This is a genomic window from Streptomyces sp. RLA012, from assembly GCF_056270325.1.
On record NZ_JBWDPA010000002.1, the window covers coordinates 4,605,254 to 4,625,407 of the forward strand.

18 protein-coding genes are annotated in these 20,154 nt (G+C 71.2%); 8 read left to right on the top strand and 10 right to left on the bottom strand.

The window, feature by feature from the left end:
- The first annotated feature begins 65 nt into the window (after positions 1–65).
- On the top strand, positions 66–1,094 hold the full coding sequence (locus RV986_RS20795; protein ID WP_475918860.1) for a C40 family peptidase: 1,029 nt from the start codon (positions 66–68) through the stop codon (positions 1,092–1,094).
- A gap of 108 nt (positions 1,095–1,202) precedes the next feature.
- Positions 1,203–1,823, top strand: a complete 621-nt coding sequence (locus RV986_RS20800; protein WP_475918861.1) for a hypothetical protein — start codon at positions 1,203–1,205, stop codon at positions 1,821–1,823.
- A gap of 36 nt (positions 1,824–1,859) precedes the next feature.
- Here the strand turns inward: RV986_RS20800 and RV986_RS20805 are convergent, their stop codons facing one another.
- Together RV986_RS20805 and RV986_RS20810 are read right to left on the bottom strand one after the other, a co-directional pair.
- Positions 1,860–2,573, bottom strand: a complete 714-nt coding sequence (locus tag RV986_RS20805; RefSeq protein WP_475924358.1) for a LuxR C-terminal-related transcriptional regulator — start codon at positions 2,571–2,573, stop codon at positions 1,860–1,862.
- A gap of 311 nt (positions 2,574–2,884) precedes the next feature.
- Positions 2,885–4,210 (bottom strand): ATP-binding protein, encoded by a 1,326-nt coding sequence (locus RV986_RS20810; protein ID WP_475918862.1) that lies wholly within the window; start codon positions 4,208–4,210, stop codon positions 2,885–2,887.
- A 142-nt stretch (positions 4,211–4,352) separates the two neighbouring features.
- Here RV986_RS20810 and RV986_RS20815 point away from each other — a divergent pair, with 142 nt between their 5' ends.
- On the top strand, positions 4,353–5,753 hold the full coding sequence (locus RV986_RS20815; protein WP_475918863.1) for a PspC domain-containing protein: 1,401 nt from the start codon (positions 4,353–4,355) through the stop codon (positions 5,751–5,753).
- Positions 5,740–5,994 (top strand): hypothetical protein, encoded by a 255-nt coding sequence (locus RV986_RS20820; RefSeq protein WP_475918864.1) that lies wholly within the window; start codon positions 5,740–5,742, stop codon positions 5,992–5,994. The genes RV986_RS20815 and RV986_RS20820 overlap by 14 nt, the downstream gene beginning before the upstream one ends.
- A 67-nt stretch (positions 5,995–6,061) precedes the next feature.
- Here RV986_RS20820 and RV986_RS20825 read toward each other — a convergent pair whose 3' ends face one another.
- Complete coding sequence (locus tag RV986_RS20825) at positions 6,062–6,598, bottom strand: DoxX family protein (RefSeq protein WP_475918865.1); 537 nt, start codon at positions 6,596–6,598, stop codon at positions 6,062–6,064.
- Positions 6,599–6,872: 274 nt separating this feature from the next.
- A complete protein-coding gene (locus tag RV986_RS20830; RefSeq protein ID WP_475918866.1) occupies positions 6,873–8,177 on the bottom strand; it encodes a hypothetical protein in 1,305 nt (434 codons plus the stop codon).
- A 164-nt stretch (positions 8,178–8,341) separates the two neighbouring features.
- On the opposite strand from RV986_RS20830, the gene RV986_RS20835 reads away from it, so the two are divergent.
- On the top strand, positions 8,342–9,316 hold the full coding sequence (locus RV986_RS20835) for a DUF4429 domain-containing protein (RefSeq protein ID WP_475918867.1): 975 nt from the start codon (positions 8,342–8,344) through the stop codon (positions 9,314–9,316).
- 18 nt (positions 9,317–9,334) lie between these two features.
- Here the strand turns inward: RV986_RS20835 and RV986_RS20840 are convergent, their stop codons facing one another.
- Positions 9,335–10,129 (bottom strand): class II aldolase/adducin family protein, encoded by a 795-nt coding sequence (locus tag RV986_RS20840; RefSeq protein WP_475918868.1) that lies wholly within the window; start codon positions 10,127–10,129, stop codon positions 9,335–9,337.
- 203 nt (positions 10,130–10,332) lie between these two features.
- Here RV986_RS20840 and RV986_RS20845 point away from each other — a divergent pair, with 203 nt between their 5' ends.
- Complete coding sequence (locus tag RV986_RS20845) at positions 10,333–10,827, top strand: pyridoxamine 5'-phosphate oxidase family protein (RefSeq protein ID WP_475918869.1); 495 nt, start codon at positions 10,333–10,335, stop codon at positions 10,825–10,827.
- A 58-nt stretch (positions 10,828–10,885) separates the two neighbouring features.
- Here the strand turns inward: RV986_RS20845 and guaA are convergent, their stop codons facing one another.
- Entirely contained in the window at positions 10,886–12,472 is a 1,587-nt protein-coding gene (guaA, locus tag RV986_RS20850) for a glutamine-hydrolyzing GMP synthase (protein WP_475918870.1), read from the bottom strand.
- 355 nt (positions 12,473–12,827) lie between these two features.
- Between guaA and RV986_RS20855 the strand changes: the two genes are divergently transcribed.
- Positions 12,828–13,157 carry a chorismate mutase gene (locus RV986_RS20855; protein WP_475924359.1) on the top strand — a complete coding sequence of 110 codons (330 nt, stop codon included), beginning with the start codon at positions 12,828–12,830 and terminating at the stop codon, positions 13,155–13,157.
- 770 nt (positions 13,158–13,927) lie between these two features.
- On the opposite strand, the gene RV986_RS20860 is transcribed toward RV986_RS20855, so the two are convergent.
- Complete coding sequence (locus RV986_RS20860) at positions 13,928–15,124, bottom strand: hypothetical protein (RefSeq protein ID WP_475918871.1); 1,197 nt, start codon at positions 15,122–15,124, stop codon at positions 13,928–13,930.
- A 126-nt stretch (positions 15,125–15,250) separates the two neighbouring features.
- Entirely contained in the window at positions 15,251–15,628 is a 378-nt protein-coding gene (locus RV986_RS20865; protein ID WP_475918872.1) for a hypothetical protein, read from the bottom strand.
- Positions 15,629–15,689: 61 nt separating this feature from the next.
- Here RV986_RS20865 and RV986_RS20870 point away from each other — a divergent pair, with 61 nt between their 5' ends.
- Complete coding sequence (locus RV986_RS20870; RefSeq protein ID WP_475918873.1) at positions 15,690–16,370, top strand: LPXTG cell wall anchor domain-containing protein; 681 nt, start codon at positions 15,690–15,692, stop codon at positions 16,368–16,370.
- Positions 16,371–16,476: 106 nt separating this feature from the next.
- Here RV986_RS20870 and RV986_RS20875 read toward each other — a convergent pair whose 3' ends face one another.
- A complete protein-coding gene (locus tag RV986_RS20875; protein ID WP_475918874.1) occupies positions 16,477–18,282 on the bottom strand; it encodes a GMC family oxidoreductase N-terminal domain-containing protein in 1,806 nt (601 codons plus the stop codon).
- Between the two features lie 88 nt (positions 18,283–18,370).
- A complete protein-coding gene (locus tag RV986_RS20880; protein ID WP_475918875.1) occupies positions 18,371–20,023 on the bottom strand; it encodes a succinic semialdehyde dehydrogenase in 1,653 nt (550 codons plus the stop codon).
- Positions 20,024–20,154: the final 131 nt, after the last annotated feature.

A 20,154-nucleotide genomic window follows, 5' to 3' on the forward strand; every position in this document is an offset into this window, starting at 1 on the left:
TCCCCGCCGACCGCGCTCGTCCCCGGCGGTCGTTACGGAAGTCCCCGGGAAGGATGTGGGCCCTCGTGGCAGTGCACCGCAAGCCCAGACAGCGCTCGCTCGGCAGGAACACGGCCCGCACCGCCGCGACCATCGCGCTCGCGGGTGCGGCGACGGCGACGGGGTTCGACGGGACGGGGCACGCGGATCCGCAGCTGTCACCGGCACAGGTGAAGGCCAAGGTGGACAAGTTGTACGAGGAGGCGGAGATCGCCACCCAGAAGTACGACGGCGCGAAGGAGAAGGCCGACAAGGCCGAGCAGCGGCTGAGGGCGCTGCGCGACGAGGCGGCGCGCAAGGAGGACCGGCTCAACTCGGCTCGGGACGCGCTGGGCTCGATGGCGGCGGCCCAGTACCGCAGTGGGGGCCTGGACCCCGCGCTGCAGCTCGCGCTCTCCGACGACCCGGACCAGTATCTGGAGGGTGCCGCGTTCGCCGAACGGGCCGACAGCCGTCAGGCGCAGGCCGTGGCCCGGGTACGCAAGCAGCTGCGGGAGATCGAGCAGTTGCGCGGGGCCGCGCACGTCGAGCTGGCCTCGCTCAAGTCACGCCAGGCGGAGCTGAAGCGCGCCAAGAAGACGATCACCGGAAAACTGGACGTGGCGCGGCAGCTGTTGTCCGGGCTCACCGATGAGCAGCGCGCCTCGCGCTCCGCCATGCGGGACTTGGGCCCGGCGTCGTCGTCCGGCTCCGTGGCGGCGCCGAACTCCCGTGCGGCGGCCGCCGTCTCGTACGCGTACGGAAAGCTCGGCAGCCCCTATGTCTGGGGCGCCACCGGGCCCGACGCCTTCGACTGCTCGGGCCTGGCCCAGGCCGCGTACCGCGCCGCGGGCATCTCACTGCCGCGGACCACATACGCGCAGATCAACGCCGGCCACCGGGTCTCACGTTCCGAACTCCTCCCCGGTGACCTGGTGTTCTTCTACTCGGGTATCAGCCATGTGGGTATCTATGTGGGCAACGGCCAGATGATCCACGCCCCGAACCCGTCGGCGCCGGTGCGCCTGGCGCCGGTCGACGAGATGCCGTTCGCGGGGGCCACCCGGGTGGCGTGAAAGACGCGGGAGCCGCTCCGATGTGGTGCGGGCGTGGAAGTGGATCACGGTAGCGTCGGCGCGCACTGAAGTTCCGTCGTCCGAGAGGTTCTGATGCCCGGTTCGCCGTTGCCTCCTTCTCCGCCGCCGCCCGCGCACATCAGGACCCGGCCGGACCGGGCCGCGCTGTCGACCGACCGGGGACGGATGCTGGAGGAGCTACGGCGGCGGAGTCTCGGGGTGCACCGGGTGCTGCTGCTCTGGCTGCTGGCACTCGCGGCGATCGTCGGCTGGGCCCTGCTGGTGCTGCCGCTGCGACAGTTCGAGGAGCGCGATCCCACGGGTTTCGTCCTGGGTCCGCTCTTCGCCCTGCTGGGCCTGGCCGCGCTCACCCCGACCGTCGCCGCCGTCGCGCTCTCCGTCCGCCGCGACCATCACCTGCACGAACTGCTCGACGCCTGGTCCGCGTCGGACCGTCACGCCACGACCGACACCCAACTCCGCTCCGCCGGTCTCAGCCTCTTCTGGCTGCTCTCCTCACTCGGCGTGTGCGCGGTCGGCGCCTGGTCGTCCTTCACGGCGGCCGCGCGGGCCGAGCCCGGCCATGCCCTGTACAGCGATGTCGTCCAGGGCCTGGGGATCGGGCTGATCCTGTGGCTGACCGGCCTCATCGGAATCGTGAAGGCCGTACGCCATTACCGGTGGGCGCTACGAGCGCTGGGGCCGGGGCCCGCCGAGAAACGTTGGTAGCGACCCCGGCGCCCTCGCTGCCCGGACCGGCGTCACTCAGACGAGTCGGCGCGCGGTGGCCCAGCGCGTCAGCTCGTGCCGGTTCGACAGCTGGAGTTTGCGGAGGACTGCCGAGACGTGGGACTCGACCGTCTTCACCGAGATGAACAGCTGCTTGGCGATCTCCTTGTAGGCGTAGCCGCGGGCGATGAGGCGCAGGACCTCGCGCTCGCGCTGGGTGAGGCGGTCGAGGTCCTCGTCGACGGGCGGGGCGTCGGTCGAGGCGAAGGCGTCCAGGACGAATCCGGCCAGGCGGGGCGAGAAGACCGCGTCGCCGTCCTGGACACGGAAGATGGAGTCGACCAGGTCCGCACCGGTGATCGTCTTGGTGACGTATCCCCGGGCGCCGCCGCGGATCACGCCGATGACGTCCTCGGCGGCGTCCGACACGGACAGCGCGAGGAAACGGACCGGCTGCTCGGCGTCGGCCATCAACGGGGCGCAGCGGCGCAGTACTTCGACGCCGCCGCCGCCCGGCAGATGGACGTCGAGCAGGACGACCTCGGGCCGGGTGGCCGTGATGACCGTGACCGCCTGGTCGACGTCCGCGGCCTCGCCGATCACCTCGACGCCGGTCTGCTCGGTCTGCCCGATCTCGGCCTGCACCCCCGTACGGAACATGCGGTGGTCGTCGACGAGCACGACCCGCACGCGCCTGCCACCCGCGGCAGCGACCGGCCCGGCGACGCCCGCGGACCCGGCGGACGCCAGGGCTCCGACAGGCTGTTGGACTCCGCCGGTCACCTGCTGTGCGCCGGTGACGGCCGAACTTCCGCTCCCCGCAGCCCTGTTGGCACCGGCACCGGCACCGGCATCGGCACCGGCGTCGATCGAGCCGGTCGGGGCGGCCGGGCCCGCGACGGGCTCAGCCGTGCGCTCGGCGACGGGTTGGGCGGTGGGCTGGGCGGTGGGCGGGACGGGGCCCCCCGCCCTCGACTCGGCCGTGTCGCCGGTGGCATCCGCCGGCCCGCTCGGTGCCGGGGCCCTTCCGGGGACCTGCCCGGTCGGCCCGTTCGCGTCGCTCATGACGTCTTCTCCGCCCTCTCCATTTCCAGCTCGACCTCCGTGCCGCCGTCCGGCACCGCGCGCAGTCGCGCCGTGCCGCCGTTGCGCTCCATGCGGCCGATGATCGATTCTCTGACGCCCATGCGGTCGGCGGGTATCGCGTCGAGGTCGAAGCCGGGACCGCGGTCACGGACGGACACAAAGACCGTTCTCCCCTCGACTTCGGCATAGACCTGTACCGCGCCGCCCTCGCCACCGTACTTGGCTGCGTTCACCATCGCTTCCCTCGCGGCCTGCATCTGTGCGGTCAGGCCCTCGTCGAGCGGGCAGTCACCGACCACGACGACCTCGATGGGGACGCCGTGCTTGTCCTCGACCTCGGCCGCGTTGCGGCGGACCGCCTCGGCGAGCGTCGCGGGCTCGTCGGCCTCGTCCTTGCCGGTGCCCTCCGGTTTGTAGAGCCAGGCGCGCAGGTCGCGCTCCTGGGCGCGGGCGAGCCGTCGTACCTCGTTCGCGTTCTCCGCGTTGCGCTGGATCAGGGTCAGGGTGTGCAGCACCGAGTCGTGGACATGGGCGGCGACCTCGGCCCGCTCCTGGGCGCGGATGCGCATCAGACGCTCCTCGGAGAGGTCCTGGGTCATCCGCACGAGATAGGGGCCGGCGAGGAGCGCTATGCCGACCAGAACCGCGAGCGCCGCCTGGAGGACCGAGCCGAGGTGGGCGGCCGAGCCCTGCAGGACGAATATTCCGGAGACGCCCGCGGTGACGAGCAGGACACCGGCAGCGGAGCGCAGCAGCGTGAGCGTACGGCGACGGCGGCCGACTTCCACCCAGCGGGCCCGCCGCGCGTTGTCCGCCTGGCGCCAGACCAGGGCGACGCCCGCGCCGACGAGGACGGTCGGCCAGAGATAGGCCTTCGCGCCGCCGCCGAGATTCACATTGCCGACGAAGACCATGGCCACGACGACCATGAGGAGCAGGGCGACGATCTGACCCTTGTCCGGCTTGCGGGCCACCAGTCTGCGGCGGCCGTCGGGCGCGGTCTCGGTGGTGAAGGCGGGGGTGCGCCCGGAGCCGACACCGCCGACACCGAGCGGCACGAAGAACCAGAACGCGGCATAGAGCAACGCCCCGAGCCCGTCCGCCATGAACAGACCGACGAACACCAGCCGCACCCAGATCACGGGCAGCCCGAGATGCCCGGCGAGCCCTCGCGCCACGCCCCCGAGCCAGCGTCCGTCACTGCTGCGGTAGAGCTTGCGCGTGGGCCGCGGGTCGTCGAGGGGCACTGCGGCGGCTTCCGGCATGCCATCGATATTCACATGGCCGGAGGACCGGAGCATCAGGGTCGACCCCCGAGACTCCCCTGATCTTCGAGACGCCGTCGGTCGAACGGTTCCCTCCGGCGCCGTCAGGGCCGATATCAGGGTTCGGCCAGGGTCATCCCGACTGCCCTCACGCCTGCTCGCCCGTCACCATGGACGCATGACAGATCAGCAGCACGCGGCAGCGGAGCCGACACCCGGCCCCGGCCCGGGCGCCCCGCCGTCGGGCGCCGGGCCGCGGGACGCGGTGCCGCCCGCGGCCGCGCCCGAGGCCACCGCCGCGGAGGCGGCCGGGGTTCCGCGCAGGTTCCGGCGCGACCCGCGGCAGAAGATGCTGGGCGGGGTGTGCGCCGGGCTGGGGCGGCAGTGCGACATGGACCCGGTGATCTTCCGGATCGTGCTCGCGGTGCTCTCCGCGACCGGCGGCATCGGTCTCATCTTCTACGGCTTCATCTGGCTGTTCGTTCCGTACGAGGACGAGGACGAGAACGAGGTGCGCAAGCTCCTCACCGGGCGCGTCGACGGCCAGGCGCTGACCGCCGTGCTGTTCGCGCTGGTCGGCTGCGGGGTGTTCCTGTCGATGTTGAACAACGGCAGCGTGCTGACGTTCGCCGTCGTCCTCTCCCTGCTCCTCGCGGGCGCCGGGTACTGGTCGCAGCAGCGCGGCGCCCCCGACCCCGACCCCCTCGCCGCCCAGGCCGTGGCCGACGCCCCGCCCGAGGCGCAGGCCCCGCCCGTCCCCACCTCCTACCCCTCCTGGTGGCGCGACCCGATCGTCAAGGACGGCTCGCACGTCGGCGGCACCGGCTATCTGTGGGGCCCCAAGGACACCCGGGACCGGGACATCGAGGCAGCGGTCAACATCTCCCGCGGCATGCCCCGCCAGGACATACGGAACACCCGGGCGACACGCGAACCGCGGCCGCGCGGCCCGCGCTGGATCGGCGGCTGGGTGTTCCTGCTCGCCCTCCTGGCCGGCGGCCTCGGCACGGGCCTGACGTGGGACGACCACGCGCTCGGCACCAGTCTGCAGACCGGTTTCGCCTGCGCGCTCATCGTGTTCGGACTCGGGATCGCGCTCAGCGCCTTCATGGGACGTACGGGCGCCGGGTCGATCTTCCTGGCAGTGATCACGGCGGCCCTGATCGCCGGCTCCGTCGCCCTGCCGAAGGACATCAGCACCCACTGGATACGGATGGAGTGGACGCCCGCGACCGCCGCCGACGTACGACAGGGCTACGACCTCGGCACGGGCGTGGGCACCCTCGACCTCACCCGCCTCGACCTCGCCAAGGGCCAGACGGTGTCGACGAACGCGGAGGTGGGTGCGGGCCGGCTGAAGGTGATCCTCCCCAAGGACGCGACCGTGAAGCTGACCATCGATGTGGGCGTCGGGGACATCCAGTTGCCGGGCGACGGCAAGAAGGACGTGGACGTGCAACCAGGCAAGCACAAGCAGGTGACACTGCCGCCCGCCACCGGCGGCAAGGACGGCGGCACGCTCGATCTGGACCTCCAGGTCGGCGTGGGACAGGCGGAGGTGATCCGTGCTACGTCATGAGTTCCAGCCGGGAAAGCTGGTGGCGGGGTTCTTCCTCACCCTCGCGGGCGTCATATACGCCGGTGACGCGGGCGGTTTGTGGGAAACCCCGTGGTTCGCGGTGATCCCCTTGGTCATAGGGGGGCTCTGCCTGGCGGGGGCGGTGGCGCTCCTGACCCACGGCATACGTCGGCGACGGTCCCGGAGGCGGGGGGTGGGGGCGGCGGATACGGCGTCGTCCGACATGGGGGTGTCCGGGTAGCCGGGGTGGGCTGGGGCTGGGTACGGCGCGTTACGCCGTACCGGTATCCAGCCCACGCTCCGACCGACTAGTAGCGCAAGTCCCCGGCCCGTTGGCCGCGCCTTGCGCGCAAGGCCGCGTCCACGGAGAACACCGAGGCGCCCGCGAGGACCAGGGGCAGCCAGGCCATGAGGTAGGCGAGGTCGTTTCCGTAGTAGTACGGGTCGGAGGCCCAGCTCACGGTCAGCCACAGGCTGAGGGAGATGAGCGCGCCGCCGAGCGCCGCGAGGCGGGCCAGTAGGCCGATCAGGGTACCGATGCCCACGGCCAGCTCGCCGAAGGCGATGGCGTAGCCGAAGCCGACGGGGCTCTTCAGGGAGAGGTCGACCAGGGCGGGGATCGCCGAGGAGTCGCGCACCGTGCGCATCAGGTCGCCGACCGAGCCGGAGCCGGAATCGGACAGGAAGGCGCTGTCGGTGAGCTTGTCGAGGCCGGCGTAGATGAAGGTGACACCGAGGAAGACGCGCAGGGGCAAGAGGGCGTAGCGGCTCGCGGTGTCCCGCCAGCCTCGTCCGCCGCCGTCCAGGTAGGGGCTTTGGGTGTCCGTCCGCATACCGTGAGTCATCGCTCCGCCGCCTTTCGCCCGCGTGCCGTTGACCCCTCAACAGACCATACGTACGACTACGGGTCTCCGCTCAACTGTCGCACCCAGTTTTTTTCGCCCCCGCCGCCCCTGCCCTCCCCCAAGCTCTCGGCTTCGCTCGAGCAGGGGGGACCCCCATCATCCCCAACCTGGGGGCTGCCGCCCCCAGACCCCCGCTTCGGCCTGAACGGCCTCGTCCTCAAACGCCGGACGGGCTGAATGGACCAGCCCCACCCCCGGGCGGTGCGCGCCAGGGTCAGTCCGTTACCTCGATCACGCAGCGGTTCGTTTCGACGCCGGCGGCCGTCACCACCTGGACCTCCACCCGGCCCGGCTCCACGTCCACCGGAACGGGCACGGTCAGGACCGCGTCCGTGGGGTTGCTGAAACCGCCGGGTACCGGCACCAGGGGAACATGAACATGCACCGCACCGATGCGGACGACCATGCGGGACAGCCGGTCCGCCGTCTGGGCGCCGGGCGGGACGAAACAGGCGCCCCGGATCTCGATGTCGTCGCCGGTGCGGATCGGCGCGTCGAGGTCGCCCGCCTCACGGGAGCGGACGACGGAGAGGACGACGGGGCGCCCGCCCTCGGCGTACTTCCCGGCGAGGTAGGTGGCCGCCGAGACGAGGACCAGCACCGCCAGGCCCCAGGGGAGGTCGGGAAGCTGTTCCGGGCGCCTGGCGAGCCGTACCGCCGCGAAAATCAGGGCGACGGCGCCGATGACGACGTACTGGATGTCGGCGAAGCTGCCCCGGCCGGAGTCGTCCGTGAGGAGGTCGGCGGCGCGCGGCCGGTCCGCGCGTACCTTCTGCAGGCGTTGCCCGAGAACCCGCAGGCCCACCACTCGCCGTACCAGTACCGCGATCGCGCAGACGACGGCGACGACGGTCACCACACCGGCGCCGCGGGCGAGTTCGAGGCCGGCGATCAGGTCGTCGCGCTTGCCGTGGGCGGAGGCCGCCGCCAGTTGGCCCACGAGGACGAGTACGGCGTAGACCACGAACAGGACCCAGCCGGCCGCCATCGCCCGTGAGGTGGAGAGGCGGTTGTCCTCGCCGATGACCGGCGCGAGGGCGCCGCCGCGCGCCCGGTGCAGATAGCCCGCGCCCGTCAGCCCGCCCGCCACCACCAGCGCGGCCAGCAGGCCCGCCGTGCGCGCCGCCGTCCAGCCCGCGCCGATCGCCGTGAGCGCCTGCACCAGAAGCAGTGCCAGGACGGCTCCCCACACCGCGTACGCCGTGCGCCGCCACAGTCGTCCCAGCCATGCCTCGCCGTCGACGCGCCCGCGCTCGGCGACGAGGTCCGCGGACTGGGTGAGTTCGTCGGAGACCCACTGCCGGGACGCGGACGCCGAGTGCGCGACGGCGGCGGGCAGGCCCTGCCCGGACGCCAACTCGTCGCGTTTGGCGAGGAACGCGGCGACGGCCCGCCGGTGCCCCTCGCGTGCCCCGTGCGGGCAGTCCCCGCAGGTGCAGCCGCCCGCGTGCACCACTCCCTGTCCCGCGCCGAGCCCGCCACCGCGCTCCGCGCCGTGTCTCGCCTCCTGCACCGCCACGCCCGCTGCCGCCTTCCCCGCGCCGAGAGCTGCCTCGCAAGCCTTGCAACTGCCTTGCGATGACAGGGCATTGTGTCGTACGAAACAGTCCTCGCGTCGGGCAGGTCTGGTCAGCGCGGGTGAAGCACCCGACCCCGTGTTGACCCGGCTGCGAGAATTTCCCCATGGCCGAGATCATCCAGCGCGACGGGACCTGGGCCTTCGACGGCAGCACGGTCCGGATCACGCCGGGACTCCACCGCTCCGTGCCCTTGTTCCGGCAGACGTACGGAGAGATCGCCGTTCCCCTGGAGGCGGTTGCGGGCATCGTCTACGAACCCGAGCGCAAGCGCGGCAGACTGCGTCTCAGGCTTCGCGAGGGCGCCGATCCGCTGCTCCAGGCGACCGGTGGCCGGCTGCCCGACGCGGCGGATCCGTACCGGCTGGTGGTCGACATCGACCGTTCCGGGGTGGCCGAGTACGTCGCCGAGGAGATCCGGCACGCCCTACTCCTGGACCAGATCCCCAAGGAGCCGGCGAAGGCGTATCTCCTCGCGGGGCCGCCGGTGCCCGTGTCCGTCCGGTCCAGCGACGGCACGGTCTCCTTCGACGGCGCTCAGGTGCGCATCGACTGGGCGGACACCTCCGACCGGGTCAAGCGCGCGACCGGTCCGCGGATCATCGCCGTCGGGGACCTGGTGCAAGTGGAGTGGCTGCCCAACTCCGGGTACGAGGACGGGTTCCTGCGGTTCGTGACGCGCGAGACCGTGTTCTCCAAACTGCCGCCCGAGAAGGACCCGTTCGCCCTCGACCTGTGGGGCAGCGCCCGCCGCGATCTGCTGACGGCGCTCGTCGCCGCCGCGGTGACCGCCCGGCTGCCGCATCCGTCCGTCCGGGCGGGCGAGCTTGCCGACGGGGCCCCACGCCTCGCCGCCGCACCGGAGGCACCGGAGCCGGGCTCGGGATCGGGACCAGGTTCGGGATCAGGTTCGGGATCAGGTTCGGGATCAGGTTCGGGATCGGTGCCGGTCCCGGCTCAGGCCGACCATCACGACGTACTGCTGCGCCGGCTGCGGGAACTGGGCGAGCTGCACCGCGACGGCGTACTCACGGACGAGGAGTTCGCGGCGACCAAGGCCGCCGTACTCCGGGATTTTTGACGGTCGCACTCCAGGGTTTCAGCTCAGGAGGTCCGACTCACTGCGGCTGATGTCCTGCCACAACGGCTGGTAGTTGATCCACGCCACCAGGTCGCCGCCGAGCTGCTCCCGGGTCGCGACCGCGTGCTTGTGGTCGATGAGGATCGGGCGGCCCGCGGCCCGCGCGGTCAGCTGGACCTGGCTGGAGCGTTCCATCGACAGGAACCACCAGGCCGCCGCGTCCACCGAGTCGCCGACGGTCAACAGCCCGTGGTTGCGCAGCACGAGCGCCTTGCGGGTGCCGAGCGCGGCGGCGATCCGGCGGCCCTCCTCGGCGTCCACGGCGACACCGGTGTACGAGTCGTACAGCGCGTGGTCCTCGTAGAAGGCGCAGCTCTCCTGGCTGATCGGGTCGAGCAGGTCACCGAGGGCGGAGAGGGCGCGGCCGTGCACGGAGTGGCAGTGGGCGACGGCCACCACGTCGGGGCGGGCGGCGTGGACCTGGGCGTGCACGGTGAACGCCGCCTGGTTGACGTGGTAGCGGCCCTCGATCACCTGTCCGTCCTGGTTGGCCATGACGAGGTCGCTCACGGTGACGTGCTTGAACGGCATCCCGAAGGGGTTCACCCAGAAGCAGTTGCTGTACTCGGGGTCGCGCGCGGTGATGTGTCCGGAGACCCCGTCCTCGAAGCCGAGCCGCCCGAAGATCCGCAGCGCCCCGGCCAGCCGTTCCTTGCGGTGGCGTCGCTCGTCGTCCGGTGAGTCGTACATCGGCGGCATGGCGAACTGCAGCTGGTCGGTGGGCAGGGGCAGGGGCGGTGTGGGCCCGTGCATAGGTCCTCCAGCACTGGCGTGTTCGGTACGGAGCGGAAGGTACCTCCGGCGGGCGCAGGAGAACAGGGCCGTTCCGTGAAGAGAGTGCGCAACCGTTACGTCCGGTGGTCCGTGGCCGGGGCTCGGCGGGAACGGCCCGAAATACCGGACAGAAGATGTCGGATATCGGGGTCAGACTTGCCCGTATGAGCCCTATGAGCCCTATGAGCCCAACCGACGATGCGCGGCATGCGCGCTGGGCGGACTTCGCCGCCGCCGAACCCGAATTCGCCAAGCTGGCCGAAGAGCGCTTCGGGGCCTTCACCCACCATGTGCTCGCGACCCTCCGCAAGGACGGTTCGCCCCGGACCACCGGCCTTGAGGTGCGTTTTCTCCGCGGTGAGCTGTGGTTCGGCATGATGCCCGACTCGCTCAAGGCGCTCGATCTGCGCCGCGACCCACGCTTCGCGCTCCAGGCGAACCCGGGGCCGGGCACGGAGATGGGTGGCGGGGATCTACGGATCAGTGGACGGGCCGTCGAGGTCGACGACGGGGCGGCCAGGGCCGCGTACGGGAAAGAGGTGGAACCGCCGGAGCCGTTCCACCTCTTCCGCACCGAGCTGACGGAGGTCGTACGGACCTCCGTCGAGGACGACACCTATCTGGTCGTCCGGATCTGGCGGCCCGGAGACCCGGTACGGACTCTCAGGCGCCGATGAACGCGGATGACCACGGATGACCACGGATGGGCGCGAATGAGCACCGTGAGCTTCGGGACTACTCCCACTCGATCGTGCCCGGGGGCTTGCTCGTCACGTCGAGGACGACCCGGTTGACGTCCGCGACCTCGTTCGTGATGCGGGTCGAGATCTTGGCGAGGACCTCGTACGGGAGGCGGGACCAGTCGGCGGTCATCGCGTCCTCGGACGAGACGGGGCGCAGCACGATCGGGTGGCCGTACGTACGGCCGTCGCCCTGGACGCCCACGCTGCGGACGTCGGCGAGCAGGACCACCGGGCACTGCCAGATGTCGCGGTCCAGGCCGGCCGCGGTGAGCTCCTCGCGGGCGATGGCGTCGGCCTCACGGAGCAGGTCGAGCCGCTCCTTCGTCACCTCGCCGACGATCCGGATGCCGAGACCGGGGCCCGGGAAGGGCTGGCGCTGGACGATCTCGTCGGGGAGGCCGAGCTCCTGTCCGACCATCCGCACCTCGTCCTTGAACAGCTTGCGCAGCGGTTCGACGAGCTCGAACTCCAGGTCCTCGGGGAGGCCGCCCACGTTGTGGTGGGACTTGATGTTGGCCGTGCCGGTGCCGCCGCCGGACTCGACCACGTCCGGGTAGAGCGTGCCCTGGACGAGGAAGGCGACGTCCTCGCCCTCCGCGGCCTCGGCGATGATCTCCGCCTGGGCCTGCTCGAAGACCCGGATGAACTCCCGGCCGATGATCTTCCGCTTCTCTTCCGGGTCCGAGACACCCTTGAGCGCGGTGAGGAAGCGCTCCTGCGCGTCCACGACCTTCAGCTGTACGCCGGTCGCGGCCACGAAGTCCTTCTCGACCTGCTCGGTCTCGCCCTTGCGCATCAGGCCGTGGTCGACGTACACGCAGGTCAGCTGGGAGCCGATGGCCTTCTGCACAAGGGCGGCGGCGACGGCGGAGTCCACGCCGCCGGACAGACCGCAGATGGCGCGCCTGTCGCCGACCTGCTCGCGGATCAGCGCGACCTGCTCGTCGATGACGTTGCCGGTCGTCCAGGACGGGGTGAGGCCCGCGCCGCGGTACAGGAAGTGCTCCAGGACCTGCTGGCCGTGCGTGGAGTGCATGACCTCCGGGTGGTGCTGGACGCCGTACAGCTTCTTCTCGTCGTTCTCGAAGGCCGCGACCGGGACGACGTCCGTGGACGCCGTGACCGTGAAGCCCTCGGGGGCGGCGCTGCACGCGTCACCGTGCGACATCCACACCGACTGCTCGTCCGGGGTGCCCTCGAAAAGGGTGGAGCGAGACCCCGACTGCGCGACATGCAGGGGCGTACGGCCGTACTCGCGGGCGCCGGTGTTGTCGACCGTGCCGCCGAGGGTCGTCGCCATCAGCTGGAAGCCGTAGCACATGCCGAAGACGGGGACGCCGGACTCGAAGATCGCTCGGTCGAGGCGGGGGGCGCCCTCGGCGTACACCGACGAGGGGCCGCCGGAGAGGATGATCGCCGCCGGGTTCTTGGCGAGCATCTCCTGGACCGGCATGGTGCTCGGCACGATCTCGCTGTAGACCCGGGCCTCGCGGACGCGACGGGCGATGAGCTGGGCGTACTGCGCACCGAAGTCGACGACCAGGACGGTGTCGGGGGCGGCGGGGGACGCTTCTGGCACGGTTTGCCTTCCGGCGGTGAGCAAGGGGTGTGGGGGGTCAAGTCTACCGGGGGTGGGCGTGGGGCTGCCTTCAGTGGGGTTGGGGGGACCTTTCTCGTCCTCGAACGCCGGACGGGCCGAGAATGCCGGCGGGCGGCCGGACACCTCGGGGGTGGACGGGTCTCAGTATCCGAACCGGCTTGGACCCCTGCCGCGTCGCCGGGCATACTGCTCCCATGCTTACGCACACGACCTACGTGTTTACCTATGGCAACCGGCCCACCGGCTGCCATGGTCGTGCTGCTTGAGCAACTGACAAGCGACTTCCCAGGCGCCCCGGGCCGACAAGGCCCGGGGCGTCTGCCGTTTCCGGGCCCTGCCGCTCCGGGGCACTCCTTCCACGCAACAGAGGAGCCCCACCATGGCCGACGTACTCGACAAGACCGGCGCCCGTACCGACGAGGCCGTCGATGTGATCACCGGCGCCCGCGAACGCATCGACGCCCTGGACGACCGGATCATCGGCCTCGTCCAGGAACGGATGGCCGTCTCGGCAGTGATCCAGAAGGCCCGGATCGAGTCCGGCGGCCGCCGTGTGAACCTCTCCCGCGAGATGGAGATCCTCAGCCACTACAGCGACGCGCTGGGCAAGCCCGGCACCTCGCTGGCCATGACGCTGCTGGAGCTGTGCCGCGGTCGCATCTGAACACGGCGCCAACCCCGCACAAATCCCGTACGAATCACGCCTGAACCCGCGCGGAACCGGAATGAACCAGGCCCAAATCCGGCATCCGGTGTGCGCACATACGCGTGCTCTCTCACCCGTACGGCGCGTGACCGGGGCGGCGCGGGCTTCGTTGGTCCCGGTGTCCGTGCCAGCCAGGGGCGGGCCCGAAAGAACCACGCGTGGCTCCGCTGGGGCGATGAGACGTACGGATCGGATCGTGCCGTACGTCGTGGGACCTCGCCCCAGGGTGGTGACCGGACGGCAGGGGACAGCAGCCCGGTCACTCAAGAGAACGGCCGGCTCCGGGGACGCCCGGGGCCGTCCGGCGGAATCCGTTCAGGTCAAGGGTGGTCCAGCGCGCTTGCGGAGGCCGCCGCCCGCCCGACCCGGCATGACGCGAGAACAGTCCCGAGTCCCCGAATGCTCCTGGCCCTCCGAGTCCCCTGAGCCTCCCGAGTCCCTTGAGCCTCCCGAGTCCCCTGAGTCCCGCGTTTCCAAGTCCCATGGCAGACGCCCGAATCCGTTCCGTACAGCCTGACCGCCCATGGTCGAACCATGTACCCGTCCCGCACACGCCCCCCACACGCCCTGCGCGCGCCCGGGGTGCACGACCGGCGGTCACCTCAGACCCGCGGCGCAACCCCCGGCGCCGCTCCCCTGGCATCGACGATGCCCTGACGTCGGTGCTGACGAAGAAGGGCCCCGCGGTTTCCGTCCCGCGGGGCCCTTCGCACGCCTGGCGCCCCCGCTCAGGTGCGCGACACCGTGCCGCACGACTCGGTGTCGGAGTGCGCGATGTCACGGCTCCGGTCGTACGGGTCGGTCGTGGGCCCCGTCGGAGCCGCACCGGTCGGGGCGGTCGACGGGAACTGCGGGTGCAGGAAACCGTCGTAGACATCGCAGGCGGTATTGCCGAAGTCCTGGTCGAACCGGATGATCGACAGTCTGTCGGGCGTGGCCCGGTACTTGCTCGGGTCGAGAACCTCCAGGTCGAGGACGCGGCGCACGATGGTGCGGGCCACATCGGTCGAGCCCCCGCTCGACGCCTTGCCGGCCGGGGCCAGGGGATAGACGAAGGTGTAGTCCGCGTGGATGGCGACGGACGCGTGCGCACCGGCCTTGAACGTCATCCGGCCACGGGTCTTGACCACGTCCCCGGCCGGCCGCACCTCGTCCGGGTCGAACCGGCTGAAGAGCATCAGCGGATCGTGCTCCTTGCTCGGTGCGCGCAGCCAGCTGTTCACGTCGTCGAGCATGCGGGGCTGCTTCGGGTCGAGGACGGCGATCGCGCTCTCGGGGCGCTCGCCGCGCAGGGTACCCGGGGCGAGGTTCGCGCCGACGAGCAGGGTTTTCGTCCGCGTCAGGGCCGCGGCCACCTGGGACCGGGTGAACGTACCGATCTGTGTGGCCTTCGGTACGACGATGCCGGCCGCCCCGTCCGCCCAGCGTTCGGCGGGGGATCCGGCGAACGGCCTGTCGAGTGTGGGGGTGTCGGGCGCGACGCTGGAGGGGGCAGCGGTCGGCGGTGCGGTTTCGGCGGGCAGTGTGGCGGCGGCCTTGCCCCGGTCCGACGACGCGCTGGACGACGTACCGGACGACGCGTCGAAGGGATCGCCGGGCAGCAGCGACGGCTTGACGGCCACCAGCGCCACCGCGACCACGACGGGCAGGCCGATGATCGCCCACAGCCGACGGCGACGGCTCGCGCGCCCGTCCATCTCCCGCCATGCGGGGCCGGTTCGCCAGCCTTCCGGCTGGGCGCCCGCGGCGTCGTTCTGCCGCAGGCGCTCGGTCACCATGCGCGCCCGGGCGGACGGCTCCTTCGGGGCCGAGCCGCGAATGTCGCGTTCGGTGTCGCGGGCGAACCGCTCCCACACGTCATCGGGGAGGGACGGTTGCCCGAACTCCCCCGGCTCCCCCGCCCCTTCGGGCTGTTTGTCAGACACGAGGGTCAGTTCTAAGCCGATCGAAAGGCCGTGCACAAGTCGCATCCATGTGTGAGCCAGCCCACATAAGAATTCTGTGAATGGAGGCACAACCTTTCACAGGTTTCGCCGGTCACACCTGCAGAATCAACGGCCACACCCGCGCCCCACACGCGGAGGCCTCACCCAAACGCGCACCGCGAGACAGCGGTGCACCGGACTTTCCGAGGTCTTCATGAAGCTTCGCCGTGCCATGGCCGTTGCGGCCGCGACGGCAGCAATAGCCCCACTGGCGCTGCTTTCGGCGCCGGCCGCGTTCGCGGCGGACGGCAGTCCCTCGCCGATCGTGAGTGCGTCCCAGTCGCCGAGCGGGTCGGCGTCCGCGTCCCCGAGCGACTCCGCTCCCGCGTCGAGCGCCCCTGCCTCCCAGTCCCCGAGCGGGTCCGCTCCGGCTCCGAGTGGCAGTGCGAGCGCCAGCGCGAGCGCCAGCGGGTCGAGCACGCCTTCGGCCTCCGCCTCCGCCACGCCGACCGACTCCGCGTCGCCGACGGCCGTTCCGAGCGACTGCCCCGTCGACGACGACGGCGTGGACCCCGACTCCCAGCTGTCGCTGGCCGTTTCCGGTCTGCCGGGCAAGATCGTCGCGGGCAGCGGCTGGCACAACTTCAGCCTGACCGCCGCCAACCACAGCGACCAAGACCTCGGTCAGGTCCAGTGGCTCGCCGCGGTCGACAACTTCTCCGAGAGCGAGAACGAGAACGACTGGCTGAGCACCTACGCCCAGCTTGAGTACTTCAACCCCACCTCCAAGGCGTGGGAGTCCATCGCCGACGAGGTCGGCAACGGCGTCTACTTCGGTGAGACCACGCTCGGCGCCAAGCAGAAGGTCGCCATCAAGCTCCGCGTCAACATCAGCGCGCAGGCTCCGGCCGGGGACGGCTACGCCCTCGGCCTGGGTGGCTACGTGGACAAGGAGAAGGACTGTGTCCACAGCTCCTTCGCGTACTACGAGCTCACCATCCTCAAGGCCGGCAGCACCAACGAGAACCCGGGCGAGGCCAAGCCGGGCAAGGGCGGCGACAAGCCCTCCGGCGGCAAGGAGCCGCAGGGCGGCGCCGACGAGATCCCGGCCACCGGCAGCCTCGCCTCGACCGGTTCCTCCTCGGCCCTGCCCACCATCGCACTCGTCGGCGGGATCGCCGTCGTCGCCGGTGCGGGTGCGGTGTTCGTGGTGCGGCGCCGCAAGTCGGGTGACGCGACCGCGTAAGCGGTAGTGGTAGGCAGCGGACCGCCTGGGCGGCACGCCTCGTAAGAGAAGAAGGACCTGGGCTCGGAGGGGGGCACAGGTCCTTCTTTGTGTCTTCAGGTCTTTCTCACGCCTTCGGCGGCACCGTCGGCATTCCCAGGAACGGCAGCTTCAGCGCGCCGAAGGCGTCCGCCGGTACCGCCGGACTGCACGGCTCCACCGGCTTGAGGCGTTCGTACGCCACTCCCGGCGCCGGACGCGGGTCCGCCTCGCCCTTGTTGGGCCAGTACGACATCGCGCGCTCGGCCTGTGCGGTGATGGTGAGCGACGGATTGACGCCGAGGTTGGCGGAGACGGCCGCGCCGTCGACCACCGAGATGCCCGGGTGGCCGTACAGCCGGTGGTACGGGTCGATCACGCCGGTCTCCCGCGAGTCGCCGATCGGGCAGCCGCCCAGGAAGTGCGCGGTGAGCGGCGTTCCCATCAGCTCGCCGACGTTGCTGCCCGCGAAGCCGTTGATCTCCGCGGCGACGGCGGACGCGGCCTCCGACGCGGCCCTGATCTGCTTGGGATTGGGTGCCCCGTGTCCCTGGCGGGCCGTCAGCAGGCCCTTGCCCGCGCCCTTCGGCTTCAGATACGTCGTCAGTGAATTGTCCAGCGACTGCATCACCAGACCGATGATGGTCCGCTCGGACCAGCGGCGGTTGGAGAGCGAGCGCAGTACGAGCAGCGGGTGCCGCGCCGCGTTCGCCAGCCATCCCGCCACCCTCGACGAGCCCTCCGCGTAGGGGACCTGGAGGATGGACAGACCGCCCATCGCGTTCGAGCCCCTGCCGTAGCGGACGGGCTCGACATGGGTGTTCTCGTCCGGGTGGATCGAGGAGGTGATGGCGACGCCCCGGGTGAAGTCGGCCTTGGGCGTGCCGTGCGCCTTGCGGTAGCGGCGGTCGTCGGTCTGCGCGCCCACCAGCGCCTCCGAGTTGGTGCGGGTCAGCTCGCCCAGCCTCGGGGAGAGGTGGGGCAGCTGTCCGCCCGCCTTCATGCGGTGCAGCAGCGTCTGCGTGCCGTACGTACCGGCGGCGATGACGACCCGGCGGGCCTTGAACATCCGCCCTTCGCCCCGGCGCCGCTCGTCCGTGGGCAGGGTGGCGACGGCGTACCCGCCCCGCGAGTCGTCGGTGACGGACACGACGGTCGTCATCGGGTGCACGACCGCGCCCGCCTTCTCGGCCAGGTGGAGATAGTTCTCGTTGAGGGTGTTCTTCGCGCCGTGCCGGCAGCCGGTCATGCACTCGCCGCACTCGGTGCAGGCCTTGCGGGCGGGTCCGGCGCCGCCGAAGTAGGGGTCCGCCACCTCGCCGCCGGGCCCGGCCTTCGCCGTGCCGTCCGCGTCCTGCCCGTCGCCGAAGAAGACGCCCACCGGCGCCATGTGGAAGGTGTCGCCGACGCCCATCCGCTGGGCGGCCGCCTTGAGATGGACGTCGGACGGGGTCATGGTCGGGTTGAGCCGCACGCCGAGCATCCGTCGGGCCTGGTCGTAGTACGGCTTCAACTCCCCCTCCCAGTCGGTGATGTCCTTCCACTGCGGGTCGTCGAAGAACGCCTTCGGCGGTACGTAGAGGGTGTTGGCGTAGTTCAGGGAGCCGCCGCCGACTCCGGCGCCCGCCAGCACCATGACGTTGCCCAGCAGATGGATGCGCTGGATGCCGTACATGCCGAACGCCGGCGCCCACAGATAGTTCTTGATGTCCCAGGAGTTCTTGGGCAGCGTGTCGCGGGTGAAGCGGCGGCCCGCTTCCAGCACTCCGACGCGGTAGCCCTTTTCGGTGAGCCGCAGGGCCGTGACCGACCCGCCGAAGCCGGAGCCGACGACGATGACGTCGTAGTCGTACGGGTCGCCCACCGACGGTTGGGCAGTCTTCTCCTGTGACACGTGTTCTCCTCGCTGCGGGCCGTCCGTGGTTGCTCGCGCCCCTGCGGCGGAGCCGCGAATTGTCAGCGCCCCGCCCCCTCAAGGGGCGCTAGCGGAGCCGGAGCGCCTTCATGACCCTGAGGCTCCGGCTCATGAACTCCGCGTACTTCTCGTCGTCCATGCCGAGCGACGGCGCCATCGGCAGCAGCCGCTGCTGGGCGACGGTCTGCGCCTCGGTGTACTTGAGGATGCCCTCGGAGCCGTGCCGGCGGCCGAGGCCGGAGTCCTTCATGCCGCCCATCGGCGACTGGACGCTGCCGTACGCGGGCGCGTACCCCTCGTTGATGTTCACCGTGCCGGTGCGCAGCCGCGCCGCGACCGCGCGTCCGCGCCGCCCGTCCTTCGTCCAGACGGACGAGTTGAGGCCGTACGGTGTGGCGTTCGCGAGCTCGACGACCTCGTCCTCGGTCTTGAAGCGGTAGAGGGAGACGACGGGCCCGAAGGTCTCCTCGTTGCAGACGGCCATCGGCGCCCCGACGCCGTCGAGGATGGTGGGCTCGTAGAAGTAGGGGCCGATGTCCGGGCGGGCGACGCCACCCGCGACGACCTCGGCGCCCTTCGCGACCGCCTCGTCCACGTGCCGGGTCACGGTCTCCAGCTGGCGCTCCCCCACCAGCGAGCCCATGTCGGCGCCGTACGCGAGGGACGTGCCGAGCCGCATCGCCCTGGTCCGGGCGGCGAAACGCTCCCTGAACGCGTCGGCGACGGACTCGTGGACGTACAGCCGCTCGATGGAGATGCAGAGCTGCCCGGCGGAGGAGAAACAGGCGCGCACGGCGCCCGCGGCGGCCTTGTCGATGTCGGCGTCCTCCAGGACCACCATCGCGTTCTTGCCGCCGAGTTCGAGGGAGACCCCCACGAGCCGGGCGGCGGCGCCCTGGGCGACCTCGCGGCCGGTCCGCGTCGACCCGGTGAAGGAGACGTAGTCGGCGTGCCTGACGACCTCGGGCCCGACGACCGGACCGTCCCCGATGACCACCTGGAAGACCTCGGCGGGCAGCCCGGCCTCGATGAGCAGGTCGCGCGCCCACAGGGCGGTGAGGCAGGTCTCGGTGTCCGGCTTCATCACGACCGCGTTGCCCGCGACGAAGGCCGGGAGCGCGTCACCCACGGAGAGTTCGAGGGGGTAGTTCCAGGGCGCGATCTGGCCCACGACACCGCGCGGGTGACGCAGTTCGGTGACCTTGGTGAGGGTGGGCATGGCGCCGGCGTGCCGCTTGGGGCGGAGGTAGGCGGGGGCCTTCCTGCCGTAGTGGCGGGCGGCCACGACGACGGCCTGGACCTCTTCGTGCGCGTGCAGCCGGGCCTTGCCCGTCTCCAGCTGGATGAGGTCCAGCACCTCGGCCTGACGGGCGAGCACCAGGTCGTGGAAGCGGAGCAGGACGGCGGCACGCTGCCGTACGGGCGTGGCGCCCCAGGCGACCTGCGCCCTGCGGGCCCGCTCGAAGGCCTCCTGTACGTCCTCGGGGGTGGACTCGGGCAGGTCGGCCAGCTTCTCGCCGGTGAACGGGGTGTGGTTGGCGGTCCGCCCGGAGCCGGCCACACCCTTGGTGAGCTGTGCGACCAGCTCGGGCGTGACCACGTCGGCAGCGGTGCGGGCGCCCACGGGGGCGGGGGCGAGAGGGTTGGTACCGGTGGTGACCGTGCCGGTCTTCTCCAGCTGGTCCGTGCCGGTCGTTTCCGGGGCCTGCGAGTCCGTCATGAGCCGCAGGGTATGCCGGACCGGGCCCTTTGGGTACCCGTCGGTAATCGGCTTTCACGGAGTACACACACGCCGCCAGTGATCACTGGCAAGGAATGCACTGATCAGGGCGTTGTGGCCCTGACGATCAC